Origin of the sequence: Mycobacterium dioxanotrophicus (assembly GCF_002157835.1) — a bacterium.
GTDB classification, from domain to species: domain Bacteria; phylum Actinomycetota; class Actinomycetes; order Mycobacteriales; family Mycobacteriaceae; genus Mycobacterium; species Mycobacterium dioxanotrophicus.
Window position 1 is genome coordinate 4,650,526 of sequence record NZ_CP020809.1, and the last position, 23,534, is coordinate 4,674,059.

21 protein-coding genes are annotated in these 23,534 nt (G+C 67.7%); 6 read left to right on the forward strand and 15 right to left on the reverse strand.

The window, feature by feature from the left end; translation table 11 throughout:
- The first annotated feature begins 28 nt into the window (after positions 1-28).
- Positions 29-1,024, forward strand: a complete 996-nt coding sequence (locus BTO20_RS22690; RefSeq protein WP_198344554.1) for an alpha/beta hydrolase — start codon at positions 29-31, stop codon at positions 1,022-1,024.
- A 6-nt stretch (positions 1,025-1,030) separates the two neighbouring features.
- Positions 1,031-2,416 (forward strand): mycothione reductase, encoded by a 1,386-nt coding sequence (gene mtr / locus BTO20_RS22695; protein WP_087078368.1) that lies wholly within the window; start codon positions 1,031-1,033, stop codon positions 2,414-2,416.
- On the opposite strand, the gene nicT is transcribed toward mtr, so the two are convergent.
- The 7 genes from nicT to BTO20_RS22730 form a co-directional block, all read right to left on the reverse strand.
- Complete coding sequence (nicT, locus tag BTO20_RS22700; RefSeq protein WP_087078369.1) at positions 2,413-3,507, reverse strand: Nickel transporter NicT; 1,095 nt, start codon at positions 3,505-3,507, stop codon at positions 2,413-2,415. The two genes, mtr and nicT, sit on opposite strands and share 4 nt — an antisense overlap.
- A 49-nt stretch (positions 3,508-3,556) precedes the next feature.
- Entirely contained in the window at positions 3,557-3,886 is a 330-nt protein-coding gene (locus BTO20_RS22705; RefSeq protein WP_087078370.1) for an ArsR/SmtB family transcription factor, read from the reverse strand.
- Between the two features lie 183 nt (positions 3,887-4,069).
- Positions 4,070-4,813, reverse strand: coding sequence for a FadR/GntR family transcriptional regulator (locus BTO20_RS22710; protein WP_087078371.1), 744 nt, complete (start codon positions 4,811-4,813; stop codon positions 4,070-4,072).
- Positions 4,814-4,830: 17 nt separating this feature from the next.
- Complete coding sequence (locus BTO20_RS22715; protein WP_029373334.1) at positions 4,831-5,604, reverse strand: 3-oxoacyl-ACP reductase; 774 nt, start codon at positions 5,602-5,604, stop codon at positions 4,831-4,833.
- Positions 5,605-6,981, reverse strand: coding sequence for an aldehyde dehydrogenase family protein (locus BTO20_RS22720; protein ID WP_087078372.1), 1,377 nt, complete (start codon positions 6,979-6,981; stop codon positions 5,605-5,607).
- The gene (locus BTO20_RS22725; RefSeq protein ID WP_087078373.1) at positions 6,978-7,745 is read right to left on the reverse strand and encodes a gamma-glutamyl-gamma-aminobutyrate hydrolase family protein; all 768 of its coding nucleotides are present in this window, start codon (positions 7,743-7,745) and stop codon (positions 6,978-6,980) included. Before BTO20_RS22725 ends, BTO20_RS22720 begins: the two co-directional genes overlap by 4 nt.
- Positions 7,732-9,099 carry a glutamine synthetase family protein gene (locus BTO20_RS22730; protein ID WP_087078374.1) on the reverse strand — a complete coding sequence of 456 codons (1,368 nt, stop codon included), beginning with the start codon at positions 9,097-9,099 and terminating at the stop codon, positions 7,732-7,734. The genes BTO20_RS22725 and BTO20_RS22730 overlap by 14 nt, the downstream gene beginning before the upstream one ends.
- Positions 9,100-9,273: 174 nt before the next feature.
- Between BTO20_RS22730 and BTO20_RS22735 the strand changes: the two genes are divergently transcribed.
- From BTO20_RS22735 to ngg, 3 genes are all read left to right on the forward strand, one after another.
- Positions 9,274-10,851 (forward strand): amino acid permease, encoded by a 1,578-nt coding sequence (locus BTO20_RS22735; protein WP_087078375.1) that lies wholly within the window; start codon positions 9,274-9,276, stop codon positions 10,849-10,851.
- Positions 10,852-10,979: 128 nt separating this feature from the next.
- Positions 10,980-12,788: an N-acetylglutaminylglutamine amidotransferase gene (locus BTO20_RS22740; RefSeq protein ID WP_087078376.1), complete on the forward strand. Its 1,809-nt coding sequence runs from the start codon at positions 10,980-10,982 to the stop codon at positions 12,786-12,788.
- On the forward strand, positions 12,785-14,575 hold the full coding sequence (gene ngg, locus BTO20_RS22745) for an N-acetylglutaminylglutamine synthetase (protein ID WP_087082513.1): 1,791 nt from the start codon (positions 12,785-12,787) through the stop codon (positions 14,573-14,575). Before BTO20_RS22740 ends, ngg begins: the two co-directional genes overlap by 4 nt.
- A gap of 15 nt (positions 14,576-14,590) precedes the next feature.
- Here the strand turns inward: ngg and BTO20_RS22750 are convergent, their stop codons facing one another.
- The 4 genes from BTO20_RS22750 to map form a co-directional block, all read right to left on the reverse strand.
- Positions 14,591-15,154 (reverse strand): alpha/beta fold hydrolase, encoded by a 564-nt coding sequence (locus tag BTO20_RS22750; protein ID WP_087078377.1) that lies wholly within the window; start codon positions 15,152-15,154, stop codon positions 14,591-14,593.
- An 87-nt stretch (positions 15,155-15,241) separates the two neighbouring features.
- Positions 15,242-15,904, reverse strand: coding sequence for a hypothetical protein (locus tag BTO20_RS22755; RefSeq protein ID WP_087078378.1), 663 nt, complete (start codon positions 15,902-15,904; stop codon positions 15,242-15,244).
- A gap of 10 nt (positions 15,905-15,914) precedes the next feature.
- Entirely contained in the window at positions 15,915-17,411 is a 1,497-nt protein-coding gene (locus tag BTO20_RS22760; RefSeq protein ID WP_087078379.1) for a cobyric acid synthase, read from the reverse strand.
- Between the two features lie 118 nt (positions 17,412-17,529).
- Positions 17,530-18,387 carry a type I methionyl aminopeptidase gene (gene map / locus BTO20_RS22765; protein WP_087078380.1) on the reverse strand — a complete coding sequence of 286 codons (858 nt, stop codon included), beginning with the start codon at positions 18,385-18,387 and terminating at the stop codon, positions 17,530-17,532.
- Positions 18,388-18,485: 98 nt separating this feature from the next.
- Here map and BTO20_RS22770 point away from each other — a divergent pair, with 98 nt between their 5' ends.
- Complete coding sequence (locus BTO20_RS22770; protein ID WP_087082515.1) at positions 18,486-18,878, forward strand: PaaI family thioesterase; 393 nt, start codon at positions 18,486-18,488, stop codon at positions 18,876-18,878.
- Positions 18,879-18,883: 5 nt separating this feature from the next.
- On the opposite strand, the gene BTO20_RS22775 is transcribed toward BTO20_RS22770, so the two are convergent.
- The 4 genes from BTO20_RS22775 to ispG form a co-directional block, all read right to left on the reverse strand.
- On the reverse strand, positions 18,884-19,471 hold the full coding sequence (locus tag BTO20_RS22775) for a DUF1707 SHOCT-like domain-containing protein (protein ID WP_087078381.1): 588 nt from the start codon (positions 19,469-19,471) through the stop codon (positions 18,884-18,886).
- Between the two features lie 46 nt (positions 19,472-19,517).
- Positions 19,518-21,338: a penicillin-binding transpeptidase domain-containing protein gene (locus tag BTO20_RS22780; RefSeq protein ID WP_087078382.1), complete on the reverse strand. Its 1,821-nt coding sequence runs from the start codon at positions 21,336-21,338 to the stop codon at positions 19,518-19,520.
- 135 nt (positions 21,339-21,473) lie between these two features.
- The gene (locus BTO20_RS22785; protein WP_087078383.1) at positions 21,474-22,328 is read right to left on the reverse strand and encodes a GNAT family N-acetyltransferase; all 855 of its coding nucleotides are present in this window, start codon (positions 22,326-22,328) and stop codon (positions 21,474-21,476) included.
- 56 nt (positions 22,329-22,384) lie between these two features.
- Positions 22,385-23,515, reverse strand: coding sequence for a flavodoxin-dependent (E)-4-hydroxy-3-methylbut-2-enyl-diphosphate synthase (gene ispG / locus BTO20_RS22790; RefSeq protein ID WP_083162424.1), 1,131 nt, complete (start codon positions 23,513-23,515; stop codon positions 22,385-22,387).
- Between the last annotated feature and the right edge of the window lie 19 nt (positions 23,516-23,534).

Sequence of the window (23,534 nt, forward strand, 5' to 3'; positions counted from 1 at the left end):
AGCCGTGACGTCACGGGAACCCGCCTGGGTGCCGGATGTGCTACCCGGCTTCTGGCAACAGACCATCACGCTCGGCCCGGATCCCGACGGTGAGGGTGATCTGGTCGCCACTCTCGTGCGCCGGGGTGACGGTGGTCCTGCCGAGCATGCGGTGCTGGCCCTGCACGGCTACACCGACTACTTCTTCCACACCGAACTCGCCGACCGCTTCGCTCAACGCGGTTTCGCGTTCTACGCGATCGATCTGCACAAGTGCGGCCGGTCCCGGCTGGAAGGGCAGACGCCACACTTCACCACCGACCTGACCAACTACGACACCGAACTGGTCCGCGCGCTGGAGATCGTCGCAGCCGACACGGGAGGTGCCCGGATCTGCCTGTCCGGCCATTCGGCCGGCGGCCTGATCGTCACGTTGTTCGCCGACCGGTTGCGTCAACGGGGCGAGTTGACCACGCGCAACGTGGGCGGCCTGATCCTCAACAGTCCGTTCCTGGACCTGCACGGCCCGGCAATCCTGCGCACCGCCCCGACCTCGGCCGCCCTCATCGCGCTCGCCCGGGTGCGCAAACTGAGTGTGGTCCGCAGGCCCACCGAAGGTGGCTATGGCACCAGCCTGCACCGCGACTACGGCGGCGAGTTCGACTACAACCTCGAGTGGAAGCCGTTGGGCGGCTTCCCCATCACCATCGGGTGGATCAACGCCATCCGGCGCGGGCAGGCTCGGCTACACCGCGGCCTTGACGTCGGCGTGCCCAATCTGATCCTGCGCTCGGACCACAGCGTCGCCGAAACTCCTGATCCGGCGGCCATCCAGCGCGGCGACGCGGTGCTCGACGTCGGCCAGATCGCGCGCTGGGCCGGTTGCGTGGGCAATCGCAGCACCATCGTCCCGATCGTCGACGCCAAACACGACGTCTTCCTGTCGCTGGCCGAACCGCGGGCGGCCGCCTACCGCGAGCTCAACCAGTGGCTGGACAGCTACCTGAGTTCGCAAACGCAGTCCAGCACAACACCTTCCGGATAGAGGCCCATGGAACACTACGACCTGACGATCATCGGCACCGGATCGGGCAACAGCGTCCTCGACGAGCGCTATGCCGGCAAGAAGGTCGCGATCTGCGAGCAGGGCACCTTCGGCGGCACATGCCTCAACGTCGGCTGCATCCCCACCAAGATGTTCGTGTACGCCGCCGAGGTCGCCCACACGATCCGCGACAGCGCGAAGTACGGCATCGACTCCCACATCGACAAGGTGCGCTGGCCCAAAATCGTCTCGCGGGTGTTCGGCCGCATCGATCCCATCGCGGCAGGCGGCGAAGAGTACCGCCGCTCGGCCGAGAACGTCACGGTGTACGCGAGCCACACGCGGTTCGGCCCGAAGCTGCCCGACGGCCGTTACACCCTGCGCACCGAGGACGGCGACGAGTTCAGCAGCGATCAGGTGGTGATCGCCGCCGGTTCACGCACGTTCATCCCGCCGGCCATCGCGCAGTGCGGCGTGACGTACTACACCAGCGACGACATCATGCGGATTCCCGCGCTGCCCGAACATCTGGTGATCGTCGGCGGCGGGTTCGTAGCGGCCGAATTCGCCCACATCTTCTCGGCGTTGGGCGTGCGGATCACCATCGTGGTGCGCGGAGCGGGCCTGCTGACGCACCTCGACGAGACCATCTGCCACCGGTTCAGTGAACTGGCCGCCGCGAAGTGGGACGTGCGTACCCATGAGAACGTGGTCGGTTCACATCAGGATGGCGAGACCATCGTCCTGGAATTCGACGACGGCGAAACCCTGCCCGCCGACATGCTGCTGGTCGCCACCGGCCGGATACCCAACGGAGACCGGCTCGACTGCGAGCAGGCCGGGGTCGAGATCGACGACGACGGCCGGGTGGTGGTCGACGAGTATCAACGCACAACGGCGCCTGGGATTTACGCGCTCGGCGACGTGTCGTCGGAATACCAGCTCAAGCATGTCGCCAACCACGAGTCCCGTGTGGTCAAGGAGAACCTGCTGCGCGACTGGGACGACACCGCCACGCTGCTGGCCTCCGATCACCGGTTCGTCCCGTCGGCGGTGTTCACCGAACCGCAGATCGCCACGGTCGGCCTGACCGAAGCCGAGGCCAGGGAAGCCGGGCACGACATCGTGATCAAGGTGCAGGACTACGGCGACACCGCCTACGGCTGGGCGATGGAGGACACCACCGGCATCGCGAAGCTGATCGGCGAACGCGGGACCGGCCGAATCCTGGGGGCGCACATCATGGGCTACCAGGCGTCGTCGATCATCCAGCCGCTCATCCAGGCGATGAGCTTCGGCCAGACCGCCCAGGACGTGGCTCGCGGGCAGTACTGGATCCATCCGGCGCTACCCGAGGTGATCGAGAACGCGCTGCTGGGGCTCGCCGACTAGGTCTGGGTGCTCCAGCGTTCCTCGATCCGGCCGAACCGCCAGATGGCAAGGGCGGCAATCCAGCTGACCACGAAGATACCGACGATGGCGAAGCCCGCGAATTCCAGGTCGGCCGACCCGATCACCGCGAGCGGTCCCGAGGTGATGCCGAGGCGATCCACCAGCAGACCGGCCAGCACGATGACGCCGACGACCAGCGCGACGATCACCGAGAGCACCGTGACCGTGAGGTTGTAGTACACCTTGCGTACCGGCTGCAGAAACGCCCAGCCGTAGGCCCGGGTCATGAAGATGCCGTCAAGGGTGTCGAACAGGCTCATGCCCGCGGCGAACAGCACCGGCAGCACCAGCACCGCGTACCACGGCAGGGTGAATGCCGCCGTCCCGGCCGCCAGTACCAACAACGCCACCTGGCTGGCGGTGTCGGATCCCAACCCCATCAGGAAGCCGACCAGGTACAGATGCCACGGCTTGTTCACCCGACCCATCACGCGGCCGAGCATGCGGGCCAGGAAACCGCGCCGGTTGAGCTGCCGTTCGAGCTCGTCCTCGTCGAGGTCGCCGGTGCGCATCGCCCGGAACACCTTGGCGATCCCCACGGCGGCAACCAGATTCGTCAGCCCGATCAGGATCAGGAACGTTCCCGCCACCAGCGAACCGATCAGACCGAGGGTCTGCAGCATCGGTGAGCCCTCGTCCTGCACCGGGCCGACCAGCGCCCGCACACCGAGCGCCAACAACAACGCCAGGCCGAACACCACGCTCGAATGTCCCAGCGAGAACCAGAAGCCCGCAGACAACGACCGGGTGCCCTCCCCGACCAGTTTGCGGGTGGTGTTGTCGATGACGGCGATGTGGTCGGCATCGAACGCGTGCCGGACGCCGAGCAGGTAGGCGGTGACGCCGAGGCCCACACCGAACACCCCGGCCGATCCGAGGGTGATGTGTTGCGGTGCCACACCGATCACCAGCACGCCCCAGCCGACGATGTGCAGCAGTGCCACGAATCCGCCTGTGGCGGCGATCGACATCCAGTCGGCGCGGTCGAAGCGGGTGGTGGTAGTGCTCTCGGTCAGGGTGCCGATGCTCATCGCCCGAGCGTAGAACTCATCTTTTCACCTGTCTAGGTAAACAGATAATTCATCCGTGCCGGGCGCCGAGCCAGTGCAGCAGATCGTGGACGACCTCGTCCTCCAGGCGATAACTGACCATCCGTCCCACCCGCACGGAACTCACCCAGCCCTGATCGCGGAGCACCCGAAGGGCCTGCGAGACAGCATTTTCCGAGCGCCCCAGGGCGGCGGCCAGGTCACCGACGCAGATGCCGGGCGCCCGGTGCAGGCACAACAGGATCTCGAGCCGATGCGCGTCCGAGAGGAGGTCAAAACGGCGCGCCCAGCCCGCGGTGTCGACGTCGGCCAGCGCCGAGGCCGCGCGCTCGACCTGCACCTGGTTTTCGAGCTGGTCCACGATTCGAATGTAGCCCAGGAATGAGCCGAGAGCGCTCACCCGTACACGGGGCGCAGGTTGTGAACGCGACCTGATCCACGGCCTGCTGGGTGACTTCATCCGGCCCGCACGAAGGTGCGCGTTATGCCGCTGTTTTGCGGCGTGTCGGGCAACAGACACGCACCGTCGCGGTGCTGGGGTGGGTCAGTCCAAGAAACCGTGCAAGAGGGCGGCCGATCCGGCCACGTGGGCCAGCATGGCCTCCGCGGCGCCGTCGGCGTCGCCGGCCAGGATCGCGATGACGATGGCTTCGTGCTGTTCGTCGGAATGGGCGATGTTGCGCGCCAGCAGCGGGATCTGGTCGAGCAGGGCATTGAGCCGCATGCGGTTCTCCGCGACCAGCGGCACCAGCGACGGCGAGCCTGCCGCTTCGGCGATCGCCAGGTGCAACCGGGAATCCAACCGCCGATAGTCGTCGGGCGATGCCTCGCGGACATCGGCAAGTCGTGAGAACAAGCCGTCGCGTTCGGCGGCACTCAGCGTGCGCCCGGCCGCCATCCGGGCCGCGCCGACCTCGAGGATCTCGCGCAGCCGCAGCGCGTCGTCGATCTCCTCCCGGCTGGGCCGCGCCGCCTCGGTGGTGTGCCGCGGCAGCTGCTCGGAAAGGAACGTGCCGCCGTAGCGGCCGCGCCGCGACACCAGGTAACCGGCATCGGCCAGCGATTTGATCGCCTCCCGCACGGTGTCGCGGCTGACCCCCAGCCGCGCGGCGAGCTCGCGTTCCGGCGGCAACGACTCACCGGGGGCCAGCACCCCGAGGCGGATGGTCTCCAGCAGCCGGCCCACGGTGTCCTCGAACGCGTTGCCCAGCCGGACCGGCCGCAGCAGGGCGTCGGCCGTCTCCACGGTGGGGGCGGTCGACTGCTGCGGATCCGGCTCGGCTGTCATAACGAGCTATCAGGGTGTCACAGCGGTGTCACGTAGGCCGAGCTGATGCCACCGTCGACGAGGAATGTCGAGCCCGTGATGAACGACGCATCGTCACTGGCCAGGAACGCCACCGCGGCCGCCAGCTCCTCGGGTTCGGCGAACCGGCCCAGCGGGATGTGCACCAGGCGCCGCGCCGCGCGCTCGGGATCCTTGGCGAACAGTTCCTGTAGCAGCGGCGTGTTCACCGGCCCGGGGCACAGCGCGTTGACCCGGATACCGCTACGGGCGTACTGCACGCCGAGCTCCCGCGACATCGCCAACACGCCGCCCTTGGACGCGGTGTAGGAGATCTGCGAGGTGGCCGAGCCCATCACCGCGACGAACGACGCGGTGTTGATGATCGACCCCTTGCCCGCGGGCACCATGTGCCGCAGCGCCGCACGGCACGACAGGTACACGCTCTTGAGGTTGACGTCCTGCACCCGCTGCCACGCCGGCAGCTCGGTGCTCTCGATGAGATCGTCGTCGGGCGGTGAGATCCCGGCGTTGTTGAACGCGATGTCAACGCTGCCGAAGGTCGACGCGGCCGTGTCGAACAGGTTGTCCACCGCGGCCTGGTCGGCGACATCGACGGCTACGAACAGGCCCTCGAGCTCGTCGGCGGCGGCCTTGCCGGTGGCGGGGTCGATGTCGCCCACCACGATGGTGGCGCCCTCGGCACGCAGCCGCTTGCCGGTGGCCAGGCCGATACCGCTGGCACCGCCGGTGATGACGGCGACCTTGCCGGCCAGACGCTGGGTCAGGTCCATCTAGAGCTCCTCTGCTCGATCTTCTACTGCGAAAAAGACGTTCTTGGTCTCGGTGAACGACAGTGGCGCGTCGGGTCCCAGCTCGCGGCCCAGACCGGACTGCTTGAAGCCGCCGAACGGGGTGTTGTAGCGCACCGACGAATGCGAGTTGACGCTGAGGTTGCCCGCTTCGACCGCGCGGGACACCCGCACGGCGCGCGAGAGGTTGTCGGTCCAGATCGAACCCGACAATCCGTAGGGCGTGTCGTTGGCGAGTGCGACGGCGGCTGCCTCGTCGTCGAACGGCAGCACCGTGACCACCGGGCCGAAGATCTCCTCGGTCACGGTCCGGTCGGTGGGCTGCGGCGTCAACACCGTTGGCGGGAACCAGAACCCGGGGCCCTCGGGAGCCGAACCCCGGAAGGCCACCGGGGCGTCGTCGGGGACGTAGGAGGCCACCGACTCCCAGTGCGGACGCGACACCAACGGCCCCATCTCGGTGGCACGCACCGCCGGGTCACCGACCGCCACCCCCTTGACCGCGGGCTCCAGCAGTTCCATGAAGCGGTCGTAGACGTTGCGCTGCACCAAGATCCGGCTCCTGGCACAGCAGTCCTGGCCGGCGTTGTCGAACACCCCGTACGGCGCCGTGGCGGCCGCACGCTCGAGGTCGCAATCGTCGAAGACGATATTGGCGCTCTTGCCGCCCAATTCCAGCGTGACCCGCTTGACCTGCGCCGCGGCGCCTGCCATCACCCGCGTGCCGACCTCGGTGGAGCCGGTGAACACGACCTTGCGCACGCCGGGGTGGGTGACGAAGCGCTCCCCCACCACAGCGCCCTTGCCGGGCAGTACCTGGAACAGATCCGGGTCCAGGCCGGACTCGGCGGCCAACTCACCGATTCGGATCGAGGTCAGCGGCGTCCATTCGGCGGGTTTGAGCAGTACGGCGTTGCCCGCCGCGAGTGCCGGGGCGAAGCCCCATGCCGCGATGGGCATCGGGAAATTCCACGGCGTGATGACGCCGACGACGCCGAGCGGCTCGTTGAATGTGACGTCGATGCCGCCTGCCACGGGAATCTGCTTGCCGCTCAATCGTTCCGGGGTTGCCGAGTAGAACTGCAGCACATCGCGGACGTGCCCGGCCTCCCATTCGGCCTGTCCGATCGGATGCCCTGAGTTGGCCACCTCGAGCGTCGCGAGCTCGTCGACGTGAGCGTCGACGGCAGCAGCGAAGGCCCGCAAGGCCCCGGCCCGCTCCGCCGGCGCCAACCGGGCCCAGCGCCGTTGCGCGTCCTCGGCGCGGCCCACCGCGTCGTCGACCGCCGCCTCGTCGAGCAGGTCAACGGTGCGCAGGACCTCCTCGGTGGCCGGATTGATGACTTGCGCAGTGCTCATGAAACCCTCTCTGTCGCATACGATTTGGCAGCCTCAACCAGGCCGCTGAACAGCCGGACGTCGTCGAGGCGTTCCTCGGGATGCCACTGCACCGCCAGCACGAACGCGTCAGCGGCGAGTGCCGGGTCCGTTTCGACGGCTTCGATGACGCCCTCGGTGGTGTCGCGAGCACTGACCACCAGACCCTCACCGAGCCGGTCGATGGCCTGGTGGTGATAACACTGCGCATCGGAGTGCTCCCCGATCAGCGCGGCGAGCCGGGTACCGGGCACCGTCTGCACCGACGACGTACTGAACACCGCGTTGCCGCGCTGATGCCGGCTGTGACCGAGCACGTCGGGCAGATGCTGGTGCAGCGTGCCGCCGAGCGCGACGTTGAGTACCTGTGCGCCGCGGCAGATTCCGAGCAGCGGTAACCGACGCCGCAGCGCGGCGCGCACCAGCGCGAAATCCCATTCGTCGCGGTAGCCCACGGGTTCGTCGGTCAAGCGATGACGAGGCTGACCGTAAGCGGCCGGGTCGACGTCACGCCCACCGCTGATCACCAGTCCGTCGAGCCCGTCGAGTACCCGGTCGGCCACCGCGGCGCCGTCGGGTTGCGGCGGCAGAAGCACCGCGGTGCCCCCGCCGCGGTTCACCCCTTCGACGTAGCTGGCAGGCAGGAAACAGGCGTTGACGTCCCACACCCCCGTCCGCGCCTGCTGCAAATACGTGCTCACGCCGATCACCGGGCGAGCCTGCGGGTGCGCGTCAGAGCCGTTCAAAGCCTCGCACCCTTTCCCAATCCGTCACCGCGGCATTGAAAGCGGCCACCTCGACCCGCGCGTTGTTGAGGTAGTGCTCGACGACGTCGTCGCCGAACGCCTCTCGGGCGATCTCGGACTTCTCGAACAACGCGGCCGCTTCGGCCAGCGTGGTCGGGAGCCGCTCGGCACCGCTGACATAGGCGTTGCCCGCCAACGCCTCCGGCAGTTCGAGTTCGCGCTCGATGCCGTAGAGGCCGCCCGCGATCAGCGCGGCGATGGCCAGATATTGGTTGACGTCGCCGCCGGGGGCCCGGTTCTCCATGCGCATGCCGTGGCCGTGGCCCACCACCCGCAACGCGCACGTGCGGTTGTCCAGCCCCCAGGCGACGGCGGTCGGCGCGAAACTGCCGTCGGCAAACCGCTTGTAGGAGTTGATGTTCGGCGCGTAGAACAAGGTCAGCTCACGCATGGTGGCGAGCTGACCGGCGATGAAGCTGCGGAACATCGGCGACATGCCGAGCGGGTCGCCGCTGTCGGCGAACACGGCACTGCCGTCGTCCCCGCGCAGCGAGATGTGGATGTGGCAGCTGTTGCCTTCGCGTTCGTCGAACTTCGCCATGAACGTCAGGCTCTTGCCGTGCTGATCGGCGATCTCCTTGGCACCGTTGCGGTAGATGGTGTGGTTGTCGCACGTGGTCCTGGCATGGTCGTAGCGGAACGCGATCTCCTGCTGGCCCAGGTTGCACTCGCCCTTGACGCCCTCGCAGTACATGCCCGCGCCCTCCATGCCGAGGCGGATGTCGCGCAGCAACGGCTCCATCCGGGTCGACGCGAGCATGGCGTAGTCGATGTTGTAGTCGCTGGCCGGCGTCAGACCCCGATAGCCCGCCGCCCATGCTTCGCGAAAGCTGTTGTCGAACACCATGAATTCGAGCTCGGTACCGGCATAGGGCACCAATCCGCGCTCGCTGAGCCGATCGATCTGGCGGTCGAGGATGGAACGTGGCGCGGCAGCGACCGGCCGCCCGTCGAGCCAGAACAGGTCCGCGATCACCAGCGCGGTTCCCGGCAGCCACGGAATCAAGCGCAAGGTGGCGAAGTCGGGCCGCATCACCATGTCGCCGTAGCCGGTCTCCCAGCTGGAGGTGGCATAGCCGGACACCGTGTTCATCTCGACGTCGACGGCCATCAGGTAGTTGCAACACTCGGCGCCGTGGGCGGCGACGTCCTCGACGAACAGCCGCGCCGACACCCGCTTGCCGGTGAGCCGTCCCTGCATGTCGCAGAACGCCAGGATCACGGTGTCGATCTCGCCGTCGGCGACCATTTGCTCCAGATCGCCTTGTGCCAGCATGCCGCGGTTCAGGCTCATTGCGCACCTTCCTGCCCGTCGGTTACGTGACGGCAAGTCGACCATTGCGACCGCGACGGACGGGCGATCGCCTCCTTAATATGCACGATTTTCCCATCGAAAGGTAGGACAACAGACCAATAAGGCTCTATTGTCCGAGGAATACCGCCCACCGCCCTGCCATGAGGAGGCGCCATGCCCGAGGGGCACGAAGAACTCACCGAAGACCTCACTGACGACGAACAACATCTCGCCAAGCTCGGCTACGTCCAGGAACTCCATCGGTCCTGGTCGGGTTTCTCCAACTTCGCCATCTCGTTCTCGATCATCTCGATCCTGGCGGGGTGTTTCACGTCGTTCGGGCTCGGCTGGAATAACGGCGGCCCGGCCGCCATCGCGTGGGGCTGGCCGATCGTGTCGGCCTTCATCCTCATCATCGGGCTGTGCATGTCCGAGTTGGTCTCGGCGTATCCCACGTCCGGTGGAATCTATTGGTGGGCCTCGAAACTCGGTGGCCCCAAAGCCGGTTTCTACACCGGCTGGCTGAACCTGGTCGGCCTGATCGCCATCCTGGCCTCGGTGTCCTATGGCAGCGCGACGTTCCTGGACCTCACCCTCGGGACGTTCAGCGAAAGCTGGCTCGCCGGCTACAGCCTGACCCGGGTGTTCATCATGTTCCTGATCATCTTGGCGGTGTCGGCGGTGATCAACATCTTCTCGTCGCACCTGTTGGCGGTCATCAACAACATCTCGGTGTGGTGGCATGTCGCGGGTGCGGCCGCGGTCATCGCCATCCTGTGGCTGCTGCCCGCCCAGCACGCCACTGTCTCCGATGTGTTCGCCAAGACCATCAACAATTCGGGCATCTTCTCCGGAGCCACGTCCGGGTGGGGCTGGCTGCTGTTCGTGCTCCCGATCAGCGCCATCCTGACCCAGTACACGATCACCGGCTACGACGCGTCCGCGCATCTGTCCGAGGAGACCAAGAGCGCCGCGAACGCCGCGGCCAAGGGTATTTGGCAGTCCATCTTCTACTCGGCGATCGGTGGCTGGATCCTGTTGCTGTCCTTCCTCTTTGCCGTTCAGAACGCCGATGAGGTGTCGGCCAACGGCGGTGCGGTGGCGACGATCTTCACCCAGGCGCTGGGTTCGAAGTGGGCCGGTGTCGTGTTGCTCATCTCGACGGCCGGTCAGCTGTTCTGCACCACGGCCTGCCAGACCAGTGCCTCGCGCATGCTGTTCGCGTTCAGCCGGGACCGGGCGGTGCCCGGACACCAGTTGTGGTCGAAGGTCAACGCCACCAAGGTGCCCGCCAACGCCGTCATCATCACCGCGACCATCGCGGCCATCATCACGCTGCCCGCGATCGTGCCCGTGAAGATTCCCGTGAACGGTGTCGAGGTGCCCTCACCGGTCGCGTTCTTCGCGGTCGTCTCGATCGGCGTGGTCGGGCTGTACCTGTGCTTCGCCGTGCCGATCTACTACCGGTGGAAGGCCGGCGACTCCTTCGAGCAGGGCCGGTGGAACCTGGGCAGCAACTACAAGTGGATGGCGCCGGTGGCCATTGCCGAGATCATCGTCACCGCGATCATCGCGATGTTCCCGACTTCGCTGGGCGGCATGCCGTGGGACCCGAGCTTCGAGTGGAAGTTCGTCAACTACACCCCGCTGCTCGTCGGTGGCGTGCTGCTGCTGCTGTTCGTGTACTGGCACGTGTCGGTCAAGCACTGGTTCACCGGACCCATCAAGCAGCTGGAGGCTCCGAAGGTCTGACGGACCCGGGTACGCACCTACCCCAGGCATCGGGCGCGTACCCGATACGCATCTTCCTGACCAGGGAAAACCGCCTGCGACACGCCGCGAGTGAGACACCGGCGCGTAATGCTTGTAGGGTCGAACTGATGTGTGGAGCCACCGGAGAGGTGCGTCTCGATGGTCGTACACCCGATGTTTCAGCGGTGTCGGCCATGGCAGAGGCGATGGCGCTCAGGGGTCCCGACGCGGCGGGTGTGTGGTCGCAAGGTCGGGTCGCCCTGGGCCACCGCAGACTGAAAATCATTGACCTGACCGAAGCAGGCGCCCAGCCGATGGTCGACCCCGAACTGGGGTTGGCCCTTAGCTGGAACGGCTGCATCTACAACTATCGGGACTTGCGCCGCGAGTTGTCCGGGCATGGGTACCGGTTCTTCTCGCACAGCGATACCGAGGTGCTGCTGAAGGCGTACCACCACTGGGGTGATCGTTTCGTCGAGCACCTCAAGGGCATGTTCGCCTTCGCGATCGCCGAGCGTGACACCGGCCGGGTCCTGCTGGGACGCGACCGCCTCGGCATCAAGCCGCTGTACATGACGCAGGATGCGCACCGGATCCGGTTCGCCTCGACCCTGCCGGCGCTGCTCGCCGGCGGAGGCGTCGACACGCGGATCGACTCGGTCGCGCTGCACCACTATCTGTCGTTCCATTCGGTGGTGCCGCAGCCGCGCACCATCCTGCGGGGCGTCAGCAAGGTGCCGCCCGCGTCGGTGGTCGCCATCGAACCCGATGGCGCCGTCCGCACGACCACCTACTGGTCCCCGGACTTCAGCCGCCGCGCCGACCGCGCCGACTGGTCCGAACGAGACTGGGAAGACGCGGTGTTGGAATCGCTGCGGAAGGCGGTCGAGCGCCGGTTGGTCGCCGACGTGCCGGTGGGCTGCCTGCTGTCGGGAGGTGTCGACTCGAGCCTCATCGTCGGGCTGCTCGCCGAGGCCGGCCAACACGGATTGGCCACCTTCTCAATCGGTTTCGAGTCTGTCGGCGGCGTCGCGGGTGACGAGTTCAAGTACTCCGACATCATCGCCGACCGGTTCGGTACCGCACACCACCAGATCCGCATCGGCACCGACCGCATGCTGCCCGCGCTCGGCGACGCGATCGACGCGATGAGCGAACCGATGGTCAGCCACGACTGCGTGGCGTTCTACCTGCTGAGCCAAGAGGTCGCCAAGCACGTCAAGGTGGTGCAGTCCGGGCAGGGCGCCGACGAGGTGTTCGCCGGCTACCACTGGTATCCGCCGATGGCGGAGCCCGGTGCGGCGACGCTCGAGGGAGCGGTGGCCGGTTACCGCGGGGCGTTCTTCGACAGGGACACCGTCGGGGTGAACGCATTGATCAGCGAGGCGTACCGGGCCGCGACCGCGGATCCCAGCGGCGCGTTCGTCACCGATCACTTCGCCGCGCCCGGCGCTCAGACCGGCGTGGACCGGGCCCTGCGCCTGGACACCACGGTGATGCTGGTCGACGATCCGGTCAAACGCGTCGACAACATGACGATGGCATGGGGGCTGGAGGGCCGGGTGCCGTTCCTCGACCACGAGTTGGTGGAGCTGGCGGCGACCTGCCCGCCCGAGCTCAAGACCGCGCACGGCGGCAAGGGCGTGCTCAAACAGGCTGCGCGCCGGGTGATTCCGGCCGAGGTCATCGACCGGCCCAAGGGTTACTTCCCGGTGCCCGCCCTGACCCATCTGGAAGGTCTTTATCTCGACATGGTCCGCGACGCGCTCTACGCACCGGAAGCCAAGGAGCGCGGGCTGTTCCGGCCGGAGGCCGTCGACCGGCTGCTGGCCGATCCGAATGGTCGGCTCACGCCGCTGCGCGGCAACGAACTGTGGCAGATCGCCCTGCTGGAGCTGTGGCTGCAGCGGCACGGCATCACCGGAGCGGCCGCATGACCAGCGTGGACCCCGCCGCAGGCGACCGCACGGCAGTGCATGCCGACGACGACCACACCGAGGCCATCACCCTCGGTCTGCACGACGCGTCGCCACAGCATCTCGTCGATGCCATGGCCGACGACGTGGTCCTCGAACTCGGCTGGGGCCGGCTGATTTTCGGGCAGACCTTCGCCGACCCGGAGACGCTGGCCGAGGTGCTCGGCCATGAGGGCCCGGGCCGCCGCGACATCTGCATCTACGCGCGCGAGTCGCACGTGTTGATCGCCCGCTCACCTGCCGAGCTGTTCATCGACCCGAGCCACACCTACCGGTTGCGGTTCACCGACGATTTCACCGCGCCCGAACCGTTCGGGTTCACCATCAGGACGCTGCGGGTCCGCGACGACGCCGACGAGATGAACCGGGTCTACGTGCGGTGCGGCATGGTGCCCGCACCGGTCGAGGTCATCTGGGACAACCACATCCGCAGTGCGGCGGTGTACCTGGTGGCGGTTCGCGACGACGACGGCTCGGTGATCGGCACCGTGACGGGTGTGGACCATCACAAGTTGTTCAGCGATCCGGAGAACGGATCGAGCCTGTGGTCGCTGGCCGTCGATCCGACCGCCGGGCTGCCGGGGGTGGGCGAGGCACTGACTCGCACCCTGGCCGGCATCTTCCGCGACCGGGGCCGGGCCTACATCGACCTGTCGGTGGCCCACGACAACACCGCGGCGATCGCGCTGTACGAGAAGCTCGGGTTCCAGCGGGTACCGGTGCTGGCCGTCAAACGCAAGAACGCCATCAACGAGCCGCTGTTCACCCATCCCCCGGAAACCGTCGACGACCTGAACCCGTACGCGCGCATCATCGCCGACGAGGCGATGCGTCGCGGCATCTGGGTCGAGGTGCTCGACGCCGGCGCCGGTGAGATGCGCCTGTCGCACGGCGGGCGCAGCGTCGTCACGCGGGAGTCGTTGTCGGAGTTCACCTCCGCGGTGGCCATGGCCCGCTGCGACGACAAACGTCAGACCCGGCGCATCGTGTCGGAGGCCGGCATCACCGTCGCCAAGGGCCGGCTGGCCACCTTCGACCAAGGCGATCACGAATTCCTCACCGAAGTCGGCGATGTGGTGGTCAAACCCACGCGCGGCGAGCAGGGCAAGGGCATCACCGTCGGCGTCGACGGCGACGACGAACTCGACGCGGCCCTGGAACGGGCGCGCGAGCAGCACCCCGAGGTGCTCATCGAGCAGCGCGCGCCGGGCGATGACCTTCGGCTGGTGGTGATCGACGGCAAGGTGGTGGCGGCCGCGATCCGCCGCCCGGCCGAGATCACGGGAACCGGCGCGCACACCATCCGCGAGCTCATCGAGGCGCAGAGCCGCCGCCGGGAGGCCGCGACCGGTGGCGAGTCACGCATCCCGATGGACGACGTCACCGCGGGCACGGTCGCCGAGGCGGGCTGGTCGCTCGACGACGTGCTGCCCGAGGGTGAGCGGCTGCGGGTGCGCCGCACGGCGAACCTGCATCAGGGCGGCACCATTCACGACGTCACCGCCGAGGTGAACCCCGAGCTGTGCCGGGTGGCGGTGACGGCGGCTCAGGCGATCGGTATCCCGGTCACCGGCATCGACCTGCTGGTGCCCGATATCGCCGGCCGCGACTATGTGTTCGTCGAAGCCAACGAGCGCCCCGGGCTGGCCAATCACGAACCACAGCCCACCGCAGCGGCTTTCGTCGACTACCTGTTCCCCGGGCAACCGGGCCTGCCGCAGGCGTGGACGCCGTCACCGACGGCGTGAGCACCGAGCCCCGAGCTACCAGGTGCTCGTGCGCATGACGATCTCGGCGGCCAGCTGCGCAGTCGACTCCTGCGCGTTGCGCCGGCCGAGCATCTCCACCAAGCGGAAGTCCCCGTACACGTAGCGCTGACTGGCCTTGGCCACCGCGCGGGCTGCCGGTGTGCTGACCAGAGCGGTGGTGTTCATCTCCACTGCTGGGCAGTCCTCGTCGCGGATCACCCCGGTGAGGTCGGCGACGCGGGGGTGCCCGCGGTCCACGACCACGAGGCTGGTGAACCGGTCCAGCCGTGTCGCTGCCAGCTCCCAGGCCAGCTCGCCGCCGAGCCGGTCGCCGACCAGCACCGCCCATTTGACGTCGACGGCGTCGAGGATGCCGACGACCGACTTGGCGGTCAGCCGGGGGTCGGGCGCGATGATGACGGTTCGCAGTGATGCCGTGTGCAGCCGTTGGCATACCGCGCCGTATGCCGCGGGACCGTGATGGCCGGCGCCGAGCAGCACGACTACCGAACCCTTCTCGGGGCCTGCCACGTCGACGGGCACCGAGAACCCGTCGATCGTCGGCACGGTGGTCAGCATTGGGACAACCTACCGCCCATGTGCGGCGAGCGGGCGGAAATCAGTGGGTCCTTGACGCTGACGTAAACGGTTCTGTCAGCAGCGATGTCAACGCGCTTGGATGCGGTGTACCTGCTGGTCGAACGCGTCGAGGAAGGTCTGCGGCAGGGTGGCCTTGACGGGTATGGACGGGTTCTGCGTCGGGAAGGTCACTGCGAACACCGACCAGGAGCCGATGTTCTCGAACGCGAAATAGGCGCTGCTGTCCGACCCGCTGAGCTGCATGGTCTGTTGGTAGACCAACTCCGAGGGCCGCTGCGTCGTGAGCTTGGTGGTGGTGATCGGGATGCCCGCGTCACTGGGGTCGAAGAAGGTCCGGAATTGCGCGCACCGCTGCGCGGTCGCATCGATCTGGTCCAGTGGGAGCGGCGAGGTCAGCACCGTGATGACCATGCGGGCACCGTCGTAGGACAGTACGTACTTGCCCGCACTGCCCGGGCCGCGTTCGGCCGAGCGAGCGATCACCCGGGTGAGCCCGTCGGAGCAACCCTGCGGATTCGACAGCATCGACGGCGGCGCACCCGCCCCATCGGGTTGCCCTGGCTTTTCGACGATGCGGTCGTACTGCACGCCGGCCGGAAAATCGGCGGCGGTCAGCAGCACCTTCTCCAGGGTCGCGCCCGGCCAGGTCGGCGTCCCGGATACGACGGACGCACAACCGGTGAGCAGCAGCAGGGCCAGCAACGGCACACCCACCCGAGCCCCGACCATGAGCCCAAGGCTACCCAGTCGGCCGGTCCAGTGCCGTTCTCATGGTGGGTCGGCTCGGCGGACCGTGGGCGAGCAGATCCAGGACGGCATCTGTGTCGAGATGCTCGGCCAACAGATCGGCCATCAGGTCCAGCTGTGCGTCGCGGCGCGAGGCCACGTCGATGTCGTCGGCCACGACGAATCCGGTGCGCCCCGCCGCCCCCGCAACCTCGGTCAGCCACGCCCTGCGCACCGCGTCATTGTCGAGCAGGCCGTGCCAGTGTGTGCCGTAGACGGCACCGCGGCGGATGCCCACACCCAGCCAGTCCTGTTCCGCGTTGCCGACCACCCGGCCGTGATGGATCTCGAAGCCGTACAGCGGAGTGTCCCAGCGCCGCAACGTTTTCTCCCGATCGAACACGATGTCGGCGGCCAGCAGCCCGAGGCCCGCGACGGTGCCTGCTCGTGATTCCACGGAGTCGTCGATCCGGCGGCACAGCATCTGGAATCCCCCGCACACCCCGAGCACGGCCCGGCCCCGCGCGGCGTGCATTCTGATGGCCTCGGCGAGGCCGCGCTCGGTCAGCCAGGCGAGATCACTGACCGTGGCCTTGCTGCCGGGGATGACGACGACGTCTGCGGCGGCGAGATCACTCGCGTCGGCCACCCACCGCACGTCGACTCCAGGCTCGCAGGCCAGCGCCTCGACGTCGGTGGAGTTGGAGATACGGGGCAGTCGGATGGCCGCGACCGTCAGCGTCTGCTCACCGCGCGGCGGCTGGGGCGGCCCGACAAGTCCGCCCGGGCGCACCGACACCGAATCCTCGGTGTCGAGCCAGATGCCGTCGTGAAACGGGATCACGCCGTAGGTCGGCCGGCCGGTCAGCGTGTGCAGCTGGCGCAGTCCGGGTTCGAGCAGCGCTGGGTCGCCGCGGAATTTGTTGACGACGAATCCGGCGATGAGTGCCTGGTCGGCAGGTTCGAGAACCGCGACGGTGCCGTGCAGGTGCGCCAGCAGCCCGCCGCGGTCGATGTCGCCGACCAGGATCACGGGCACATGCGCGGCGCGCGCCAGCCCCATGTTCGCCAGATCCGTTGCGCGCAGATTGATTTCGGCGGGCGACCCGGCACCTTCACAGATCACCACATCGAATTCGGCTCGCAGCGAGGCCAATTCATCGGCCACCACGGCCGCAAGCCGGTCCCGATGGGTGAAGTAGTCGCCCGCGGCCACCGATCCCGCGACCCGACCCCGAAGCACCAGCTGAGAGGTGCGGTCGGACCCGGGCTTGAGCAGGATGGGATTGAACCGGGTGTGCGGCGCGAGCCCCGCGGCGCGGGCCTGCATGGCCTGGGCCCGGCCGATCTCGCCGCCGTCGACGGTCACCGCCGAGTTGTTGGACATGTTCTGCGCCTTGAACGGCGCGACCCGGACTCCCCCGCGGGCCAGCAGCCGGCACAGGCCTGCCACCACCATCGACTTGCCTGCGTCCGAAGTGGTTCCGGCGACCAGCAGAGCACCGCTCACCGTTGTTGGGCGCACGCTTCTTGCACGAGCAGACGTGAAAGCCCCCGACACGCCGGCGAAAAGGGAACCTCGGTTGGGGGCACCGCCCGCTTGCGGGAGACTGTTCGCGGGGAAAAGGTCACGGCAAGGTCAGGATGTCGACGCCGTCCTCGGTGACCACCAGCGTGTGCTCGAACTGCGCGGTCCACTTGCCGTCCTTGGTGGCGACGGTCCAGTCGTCGTCCCAGATCTCGTAGTCCAGGCCGCCGAGGTTGATCATCGGTTCGATGGTGAACGTCATACCCGGCTCGAGCACGGTCTCCACAGCGGGCTGGTCGTAGTGCAGCACCACCAGACCGTTGTGGAAGGTGGTGCCGATGCCGTGCCCGGTGAAATCACGAACCACGTTGTAGCCGAACCGGTTTGCGTACGACTCGATCACCCGGCCGACGATGGACAGGGCGCGCCCCGGCTTGACGGCCTTGATGGCCCGCATGGTGGCCTCGTGCGTGCGCTCGACGAGCAACCGGTGTTCCTCGGAGACGTCGCCGGCCAGGAAGGTGGCGTTGGTGTCGCCGTGCACCCCGTCGATGTAGGCGGTGACGTCGATGTTGACGATGTCGCCGTCCTCGATCACGGTCGAATCCGGGATGCCGTGGCAGATGATCTCATTGAGCGACGTGCAGCAGGATTTCGGAAATCCCTTGTAGCCGAGGGTCGACGGGTAGGCGCCGTGGTCGATCATGTATTCGTGGGCGATCCGGTCTAGTTCGTCGGTGGTCACCCCGGGCGCGACGGCCTTGCCCGCTTCTGCCAGTGCCTGGGCCGCGATGCGCCCGGCGATCCGCATCTTCTCGATCACCTCGGGCGTCTGCACCCATGGTTCGCTGCCTTCTTGCACCGTCGGCTTCCACACATACTCGGGACGCGGGATCGACTTGGGCACCGGCAGGGTCGGTGACAGCACGCCGGGGCGCAGGGCAGAACGAACAGACATACGGGTCAGGGTACCGATCGGTGGGCACCGCACATGCGGCAGCGCCCCTGGTGAGAATGAAATTCTCGAAAATCGAGAACAGTGCTAACGTGACCGGCATGCTCACCGAGCCGGCCCCGTCCCATCTGCTGCGCCTGATGGGGTTTCGCGACGTAGAAGAGAACGATGAGCGGCTGGTCATCGAGATGGACAACCGGCCGGATCTCGCCAACACCCGCGGGGCCTTGCAGGGCGGGTTGATCGCGACGTTGATCGACATCGCCGCGGGTCGGCTGGCCGGCCGCCACGTCGGTCCCGGTCAGGATGTGACGACCGCCGACATGACCGTGCACTATCTGGCGCCGGTGGTCGACGGGCCGGCGCGGGCAGAGGCGACCATCGTGCGGGCCGGCCGGCGGCTGATCGTGACCGCGGTCGACGTCACCGATGCCGCGCGCGACCGGCCGGCCGCCAGGGCCACCCTGAGCTTCGCGGTGCTGGATCCGCGATAACGACGCTAGCCGCGCTGGCCGCGGACGAACCATCCCTTGCGCGGACCACGGATGTCGACTGATCCGCACACCACCCGGCCGGTGAGGATGACGTGCGGAGTGCCGTCCGCCGGTGCGTCGCGTCGGCGATCGGTGGCACTTCCGACGATCACCTCGACATCATCGATGGAGGCGCTGGCGCCCTCGGGCAGCCGCATCTCCAGCGAACCGAACTTCAGGTCGAGCTCCACGACCACGATCGGGCCGGCGAAGCGGGCCCGGGTCAGATCGAGTTCCACCGAACCCATCCGGCGCACGAGCGCGAGCCGTGTCGGGACCGTCCATTCGCCGTGGCGTTTGAGCGAGCCCATGACGCCTCGTAGCTCGACTCGGTCGGCCGCGGAGGTGACGATCGCTCCTGGGCCGGGCAGGTCGCCGACCAGCGCGTCGAGGTCGGCCTGCAGCCGGGCGCGGGATACGAGCGCCGAGCGCTCTTCGAACTCGTCGATGGCGATCAGGCCGAGCGCGACGGCGTTGTGCAGCCGCCGCAACGTGCCGTTGCGGTCGGCGTCGGAGACGCGCAGCTCCACCGATTGCTCATTGATCCCGGTCATGACCCGTCCAGATTACCGGGATTGGTGCTACCGCAGGTACCGCAGATCACGCCAGGTAATCCGGCGGCAAGCCCTGGAACATCGTCTTGCACATCCGCACCGCGTACTCCGAGCTGCCACCGCCCACGATCAGTGCCGCGAACGCCAGGTCCCCGCGGTATCCGGCGAACCAGGCGTGGGACCCGCCGTTGTATTCCGCCTCACCGGTCTTCCCGCGGACGTCGCCGAACCCGTTGATGTCCTTGGCCGTACCGTTGGTCACCACCAGCTGCATCATCGGGCGCAGGCCGTCGACCATCTTCTGCGAGATCGGGGCGCCCGCGTCGTCGATGGTCGTCTGGTGCCCTTCGATCAGCTGCGGCACCGGGGTCTTGCCCGCCGCCACCGTCGCGGCCGCGAGCGCCATGCCGAACGGACTTACCAGGACCTTGCCCTGACCGAAGCCGTCTTCGGTGCGTTCGGTGAGGCTCACGGTCGGGGGCACCGAGCCGGACACCGTGGTGATGCCGTCGACGTGGTAGTCGGGGCCGATGCCGTACTGCTTGGCGGCCTCGTTGAGGGCTCGCGGCGGCATCCTGCTGGCCAGCTCGGCGAAGGTGGTGTTGCACGAATTGGCGAATGCCCGTGACATCGGCACGACCCCGAGGTCGAACGCGTCGTAGTTGGTCACGATGCGATGCCCGATCTCCAGGGTGCCGGGGCAGCCGAGCAGGGTGTTCGGGTTGGCCATGTCGCGATCGATGGCGCCACCTGCGGTGATGATCTTGAAGGTCGACCCGGGCGGGAACAGGCCGGTGGTGGCGATCGGGCCGTCGGCATCGGCGGCCGCATTCTGCGCGACGGCCAGGATTTCTCCGGTCGACGGTTTGATCGCGACGATCATCGCCTTGCGCCCGGTGGTGTTCACCGCGTTCTGCGCGGCGTTCTGCACGGCCCGGTCGAGGCTGATGGTCACCGACGGCGCGGGATTGCCGGGCACCTCGTTGAGGACGTCGACGTCGACGCCGTTCTGGTTGACGGTGACGACGCGCCAGCCGGCCTGCCCGGCGAGGTCGTCGACCACGGCCTTCTTGACCTCGTTGACGATCGCGGGCGCGAACGTCTCGTCGGTGGGCAACATCTCGTCCTGCGGCGTGACGACGACGCCGGGCAGCGCGGCGATCGCCGGGGCCACGCGGTCATGGTCGGATTGGCGCAGCGTGATCAGGCTCAACGGCTGGGCCGACGAGCTCGCCTGCTCGGCCAGCTGCTGCGCGTCGAGCGTCGGATCGAACGGGCGCAGCGCGTCGGCGACTGCCTTGGCCGTCGACATCAGCGCGACGCCAGCGGATCTGGCGTCGAGCCCGTAGTGGTACAGGTAGCCCGGAACCAGCACGTCGGTGCCGCCGTGCTCGTTGACCGACGCGCGGCGGGGCTGGTCGGCACGCAACGCGAAGGTCTGATGCTCGCCCAGCCGCGGGTGCAATCCCGTTGCGCTCCAACGGACTTCCCAGCGCCCCTCTTCGCGCACCATGTTGAGCTGGCCGTCGTAGGTCCAGGTGCGGTTCTTGGGCAGATGCCAGGTGTACCGGTAGTTCACGCTGCCGGTGTCTTGCGCGTACTTCGATCCGAGGATCTGCGCGTCGAGCCGGGTGGCCTGCAGTCCCGACCACGCCTCGGTCAGTGCGGTCTTGGCCTCGGCCGGTTTGTCGGAGAGTGCCGCGGCCGCCGCGGCGTCGCCGGTGGCCAGGGCTGCGAAGAACTTCTCGGCGGCCGGTTCGGGTCCGTCCGGCCGCGGCGTACACCCGCTGAGCGCGACGGCCGCCAGAACCGTTGCCACGGTCAGCAGGCTGGCGGTCCGTGTTACTGATGATGTTCGCGTTGCCATTGAGACTGATGTTATGAACGTGCAGACCCGAACGGTTGGAGGCGCACCGTAATCGAACCGAGACGCATACGTGAACCCACCGTTGCCGCAGCTCGGGCCGGTGCGGCGGATGTGATCAGAGCGCCCGGGGACAGCTCAGTCCATCAGCACGGTCGCGAAAACGCCGACCTGATCGAAACCGATCCGCGCATAGGTCGCGCGCGCGACCGTGTTGTAGTCGTTGACGTACAGACTCGCGACGCGCCCCGAGGCGACGACCGCTGCCGCCAACGCCGCCGTGCCCGCGGTACCCAGGCCGTGACCGCGCCAGTCCGGGCGCACCCAGACACCCTGGATCTGACCGACAGCCGGTGACTGCGAACCGATTTCGGCTTTGAACACCACTTCACCGCGTTCGAACCGGGCCCAGGCCCGGCCCGCGGCGATCAAGCCGGCGATGCGCCGGCGATACCCACGGCCGCCGTCGCCCAACCGCGGATCGACACCGACCTCACCGATGAACATGTCGATCGCGGCCACGAGATAGGCGTCGAGTTCCTCCATCCGCACGGGGCGCACCGCCGGGTCGATGGGGCACTGCGGCATGGCGGTCAATGCCAGTAACGGTTGCTGCTCGCGCACGTCGCGGGCGGTACCCCACACCGATTCCAACCGCTGCCACATCGGCAACACCAACTGGGCGTGGCCCACCAGCGACGAGCACCGTCGCGGCACACTCATCGCCTTGTCGGAAAACGCCTTGAGGTCATCGAGGCTGCCGCGCAACGGGATCAGGTTGGGGCCTGCGTAACACAGTGATTCGGTGATGCGCCGCCGCGTCCACAGCTCGCCGCCGATCGCGCCGGGTTCGACCCCGAACTCGGCAACGCGCGAGGCCACCATGCACGATCCGACCGGATCTTCGTCGAGCACCTGCAGCACGGCGGCGGCGTCACGCGCCACCGAGACCCGGCGCTCGTCGACAAGGCGGAAAATTGGCGGAGCCGACATCGGCGATTCTCTCTGCTCAACCCGGGACGGTGGTGACCCTGCTCACAAGGTCACACTCAGCTTACGGTCACCACCGGGGAACCGCTGGCATCACCCGTACCTTGCTCGGCAAGTCGCATCGCCTCTTCGATCAACGTCTCGACGATCTGAGCCTCGGGCACGGTTTTGATGACCTCGCCCTTGACGAAGATCTGGCCCTTGCCGTTGCCGGACGCCACACCGAGGTCAGCCTCGCGCGCCTCGCCGGGACCGTTGACGACACATCCCATCACCGCCACCCGCAGCGGGACCTCGAGCCCGTCCAGGCCCGCGCTCACCGCATTGGCCAGCGTGTACACGTCGACCTGCGCCCGCCCGCACGACGGACACGACACGATCTCCAGGCCCCGTGGCCGCAGGTTGAGCGACTCCAGGATCTGATTGCCGACCTTGACCTCTTCGGCGGGCGGAGCCGACAGCGACACCCGGATGGTGTCGCCGATGCCCTCACTGAGCAGCGCCCCGAACGCGACCGCACTCTTGATGGTGCCCTGGAACGCCGGGCCCGCCTCGGTGACGCCGAGGTGCAGCGGGTAGTCGCACTGCGCCGCCAGCTGGCGGTACGCCTCCACCATGATCACCGGGTCGTTGTGCTTGACCGAGATCTTGATGTCGCCGTAGCCGTGCTCCTCGAACAACGAGGCTTCCCACAACGCGGATTCGACCAGCGCCTCCGGGGTGGCCTTGCCGTACTTCTTCAGCAACCGCGGGTCCAGCGAGCCTGCGTTGACGCCGATGCGGATCGGGATGCCCGCGTCGCCGGCCGCCTTGGCGACCTCTTTGACCCGGCCGTCGAACTCCTTGATGTTGCCCGGATTGACGCGGACCGCCGCGCAGCCCGCGTCGATCGCGGCAAAGATGTACTTGGGCTGGAAGTGGATGTCGGCGATCACCGGGATCTGGCTGTGCCGGGCGATCTCGGCGAGCGCGTCGGCGTCCTCCTGCCGGGGGCACGCCACCCGCACGATGTCGCAGCCCGACGCGGTCAGCTCGGCGATCTGCTGCAGCGTCGAGTTGACGTCATGGGTCTTGGTCGTGCACATGGACTGCACGGCGATCGGGTGATCGCTCCCGACGCCGACGTTGCCCACCATCAGCTGGCGCGTCTTGCGCCGGGGCGCAAGCACGGGCGGCGGCGGTGCAGGCATACCCAAACCGATCGATGTC

What these genes read in the sequence shown, in the direction of transcription:
- nicT (WP_087078369.1), bottom strand. Translation starts at nt 3,507, where the DNA reads ATGAGCATCGGCACCCTGACCGAGAGCACTACCACCACCCGCTTCGAC.
- mtr (WP_087078368.1), top strand. Translation starts at nt 1,031, where the DNA reads ATGGAACACTACGACCTGACGATCATCGGCACCGGATCGGGCAACAGC.
- BTO20_RS22720 (WP_087078372.1), bottom strand. Translation starts at nt 6,981, where the DNA reads ATGAGCACTGCGCAAGTCATCAATCCGGCCACCGAGGAGGTCCTGCGC.
- BTO20_RS22750 (WP_087078377.1), bottom strand. Translation starts at nt 15,154, where the DNA reads ATGCTGACCACCGTGCCGACGATCGACGGGTTCTCGGTGCCCGTCGAC.
- BTO20_RS22715 (WP_029373334.1), bottom strand. Translation starts at nt 5,604, where the DNA reads ATGGACCTGACCCAGCGTCTGGCCGGCAAGGTCGCCGTCATCACCGGC.
- BTO20_RS22740 (WP_087078376.1), top strand. Translation starts at nt 10,980, where the DNA reads ATGTGTGGAGCCACCGGAGAGGTGCGTCTCGATGGTCGTACACCCGAT.
- BTO20_RS22775 (WP_087078381.1), bottom strand. Translation starts at nt 19,471, where the DNA reads ATGACCGGGATCAATGAGCAATCGGTGGAGCTGCGCGTCTCCGACGCC.
- BTO20_RS22770 (WP_087082515.1), top strand. Translation starts at nt 18,486, where the DNA reads ATGCTCACCGAGCCGGCCCCGTCCCATCTGCTGCGCCTGATGGGGTTT.
- ispG (WP_083162424.1), bottom strand. Translation starts at nt 23,515, where the DNA reads ATGCCTGCACCGCCGCCGCCCGTGCTTGCGCCCCGGCGCAAGACGCGC.
- BTO20_RS22730 (WP_087078374.1), bottom strand. Translation starts at nt 9,099, where the DNA reads ATGAGCCTGAACCGCGGCATGCTGGCACAAGGCGATCTGGAGCAAATG.
- map (WP_087078380.1), bottom strand. Translation starts at nt 18,387, where the DNA reads ATGTCTGTTCGTTCTGCCCTGCGCCCCGGCGTGCTGTCACCGACCCTG.
- BTO20_RS22735 (WP_087078375.1), top strand. Translation starts at nt 9,274, where the DNA reads ATGCCCGAGGGGCACGAAGAACTCACCGAAGACCTCACTGACGACGAA.
- BTO20_RS22785 (WP_087078383.1), bottom strand. Translation starts at nt 22,328, where the DNA reads ATGTCGGCTCCGCCAATTTTCCGCCTTGTCGACGAGCGCCGGGTCTCG.
- ngg (WP_087082513.1), top strand. Translation starts at nt 12,785, where the DNA reads ATGACCAGCGTGGACCCCGCCGCAGGCGACCGCACGGCAGTGCATGCC.
- BTO20_RS22780 (WP_087078382.1), bottom strand. Translation starts at nt 21,338, where the DNA reads ATGGCAACGCGAACATCATCAGTAACACGGACCGCCAGCCTGCTGACC.
- BTO20_RS22755 (WP_087078378.1), bottom strand. Translation starts at nt 15,904, where the DNA reads ATGGTCGGGGCTCGGGTGGGTGTGCCGTTGCTGGCCCTGCTGCTGCTC.
- BTO20_RS22710 (WP_087078371.1), bottom strand. Translation starts at nt 4,813, where the DNA reads ATGACAGCCGAGCCGGATCCGCAGCAGTCGACCGCCCCCACCGTGGAG.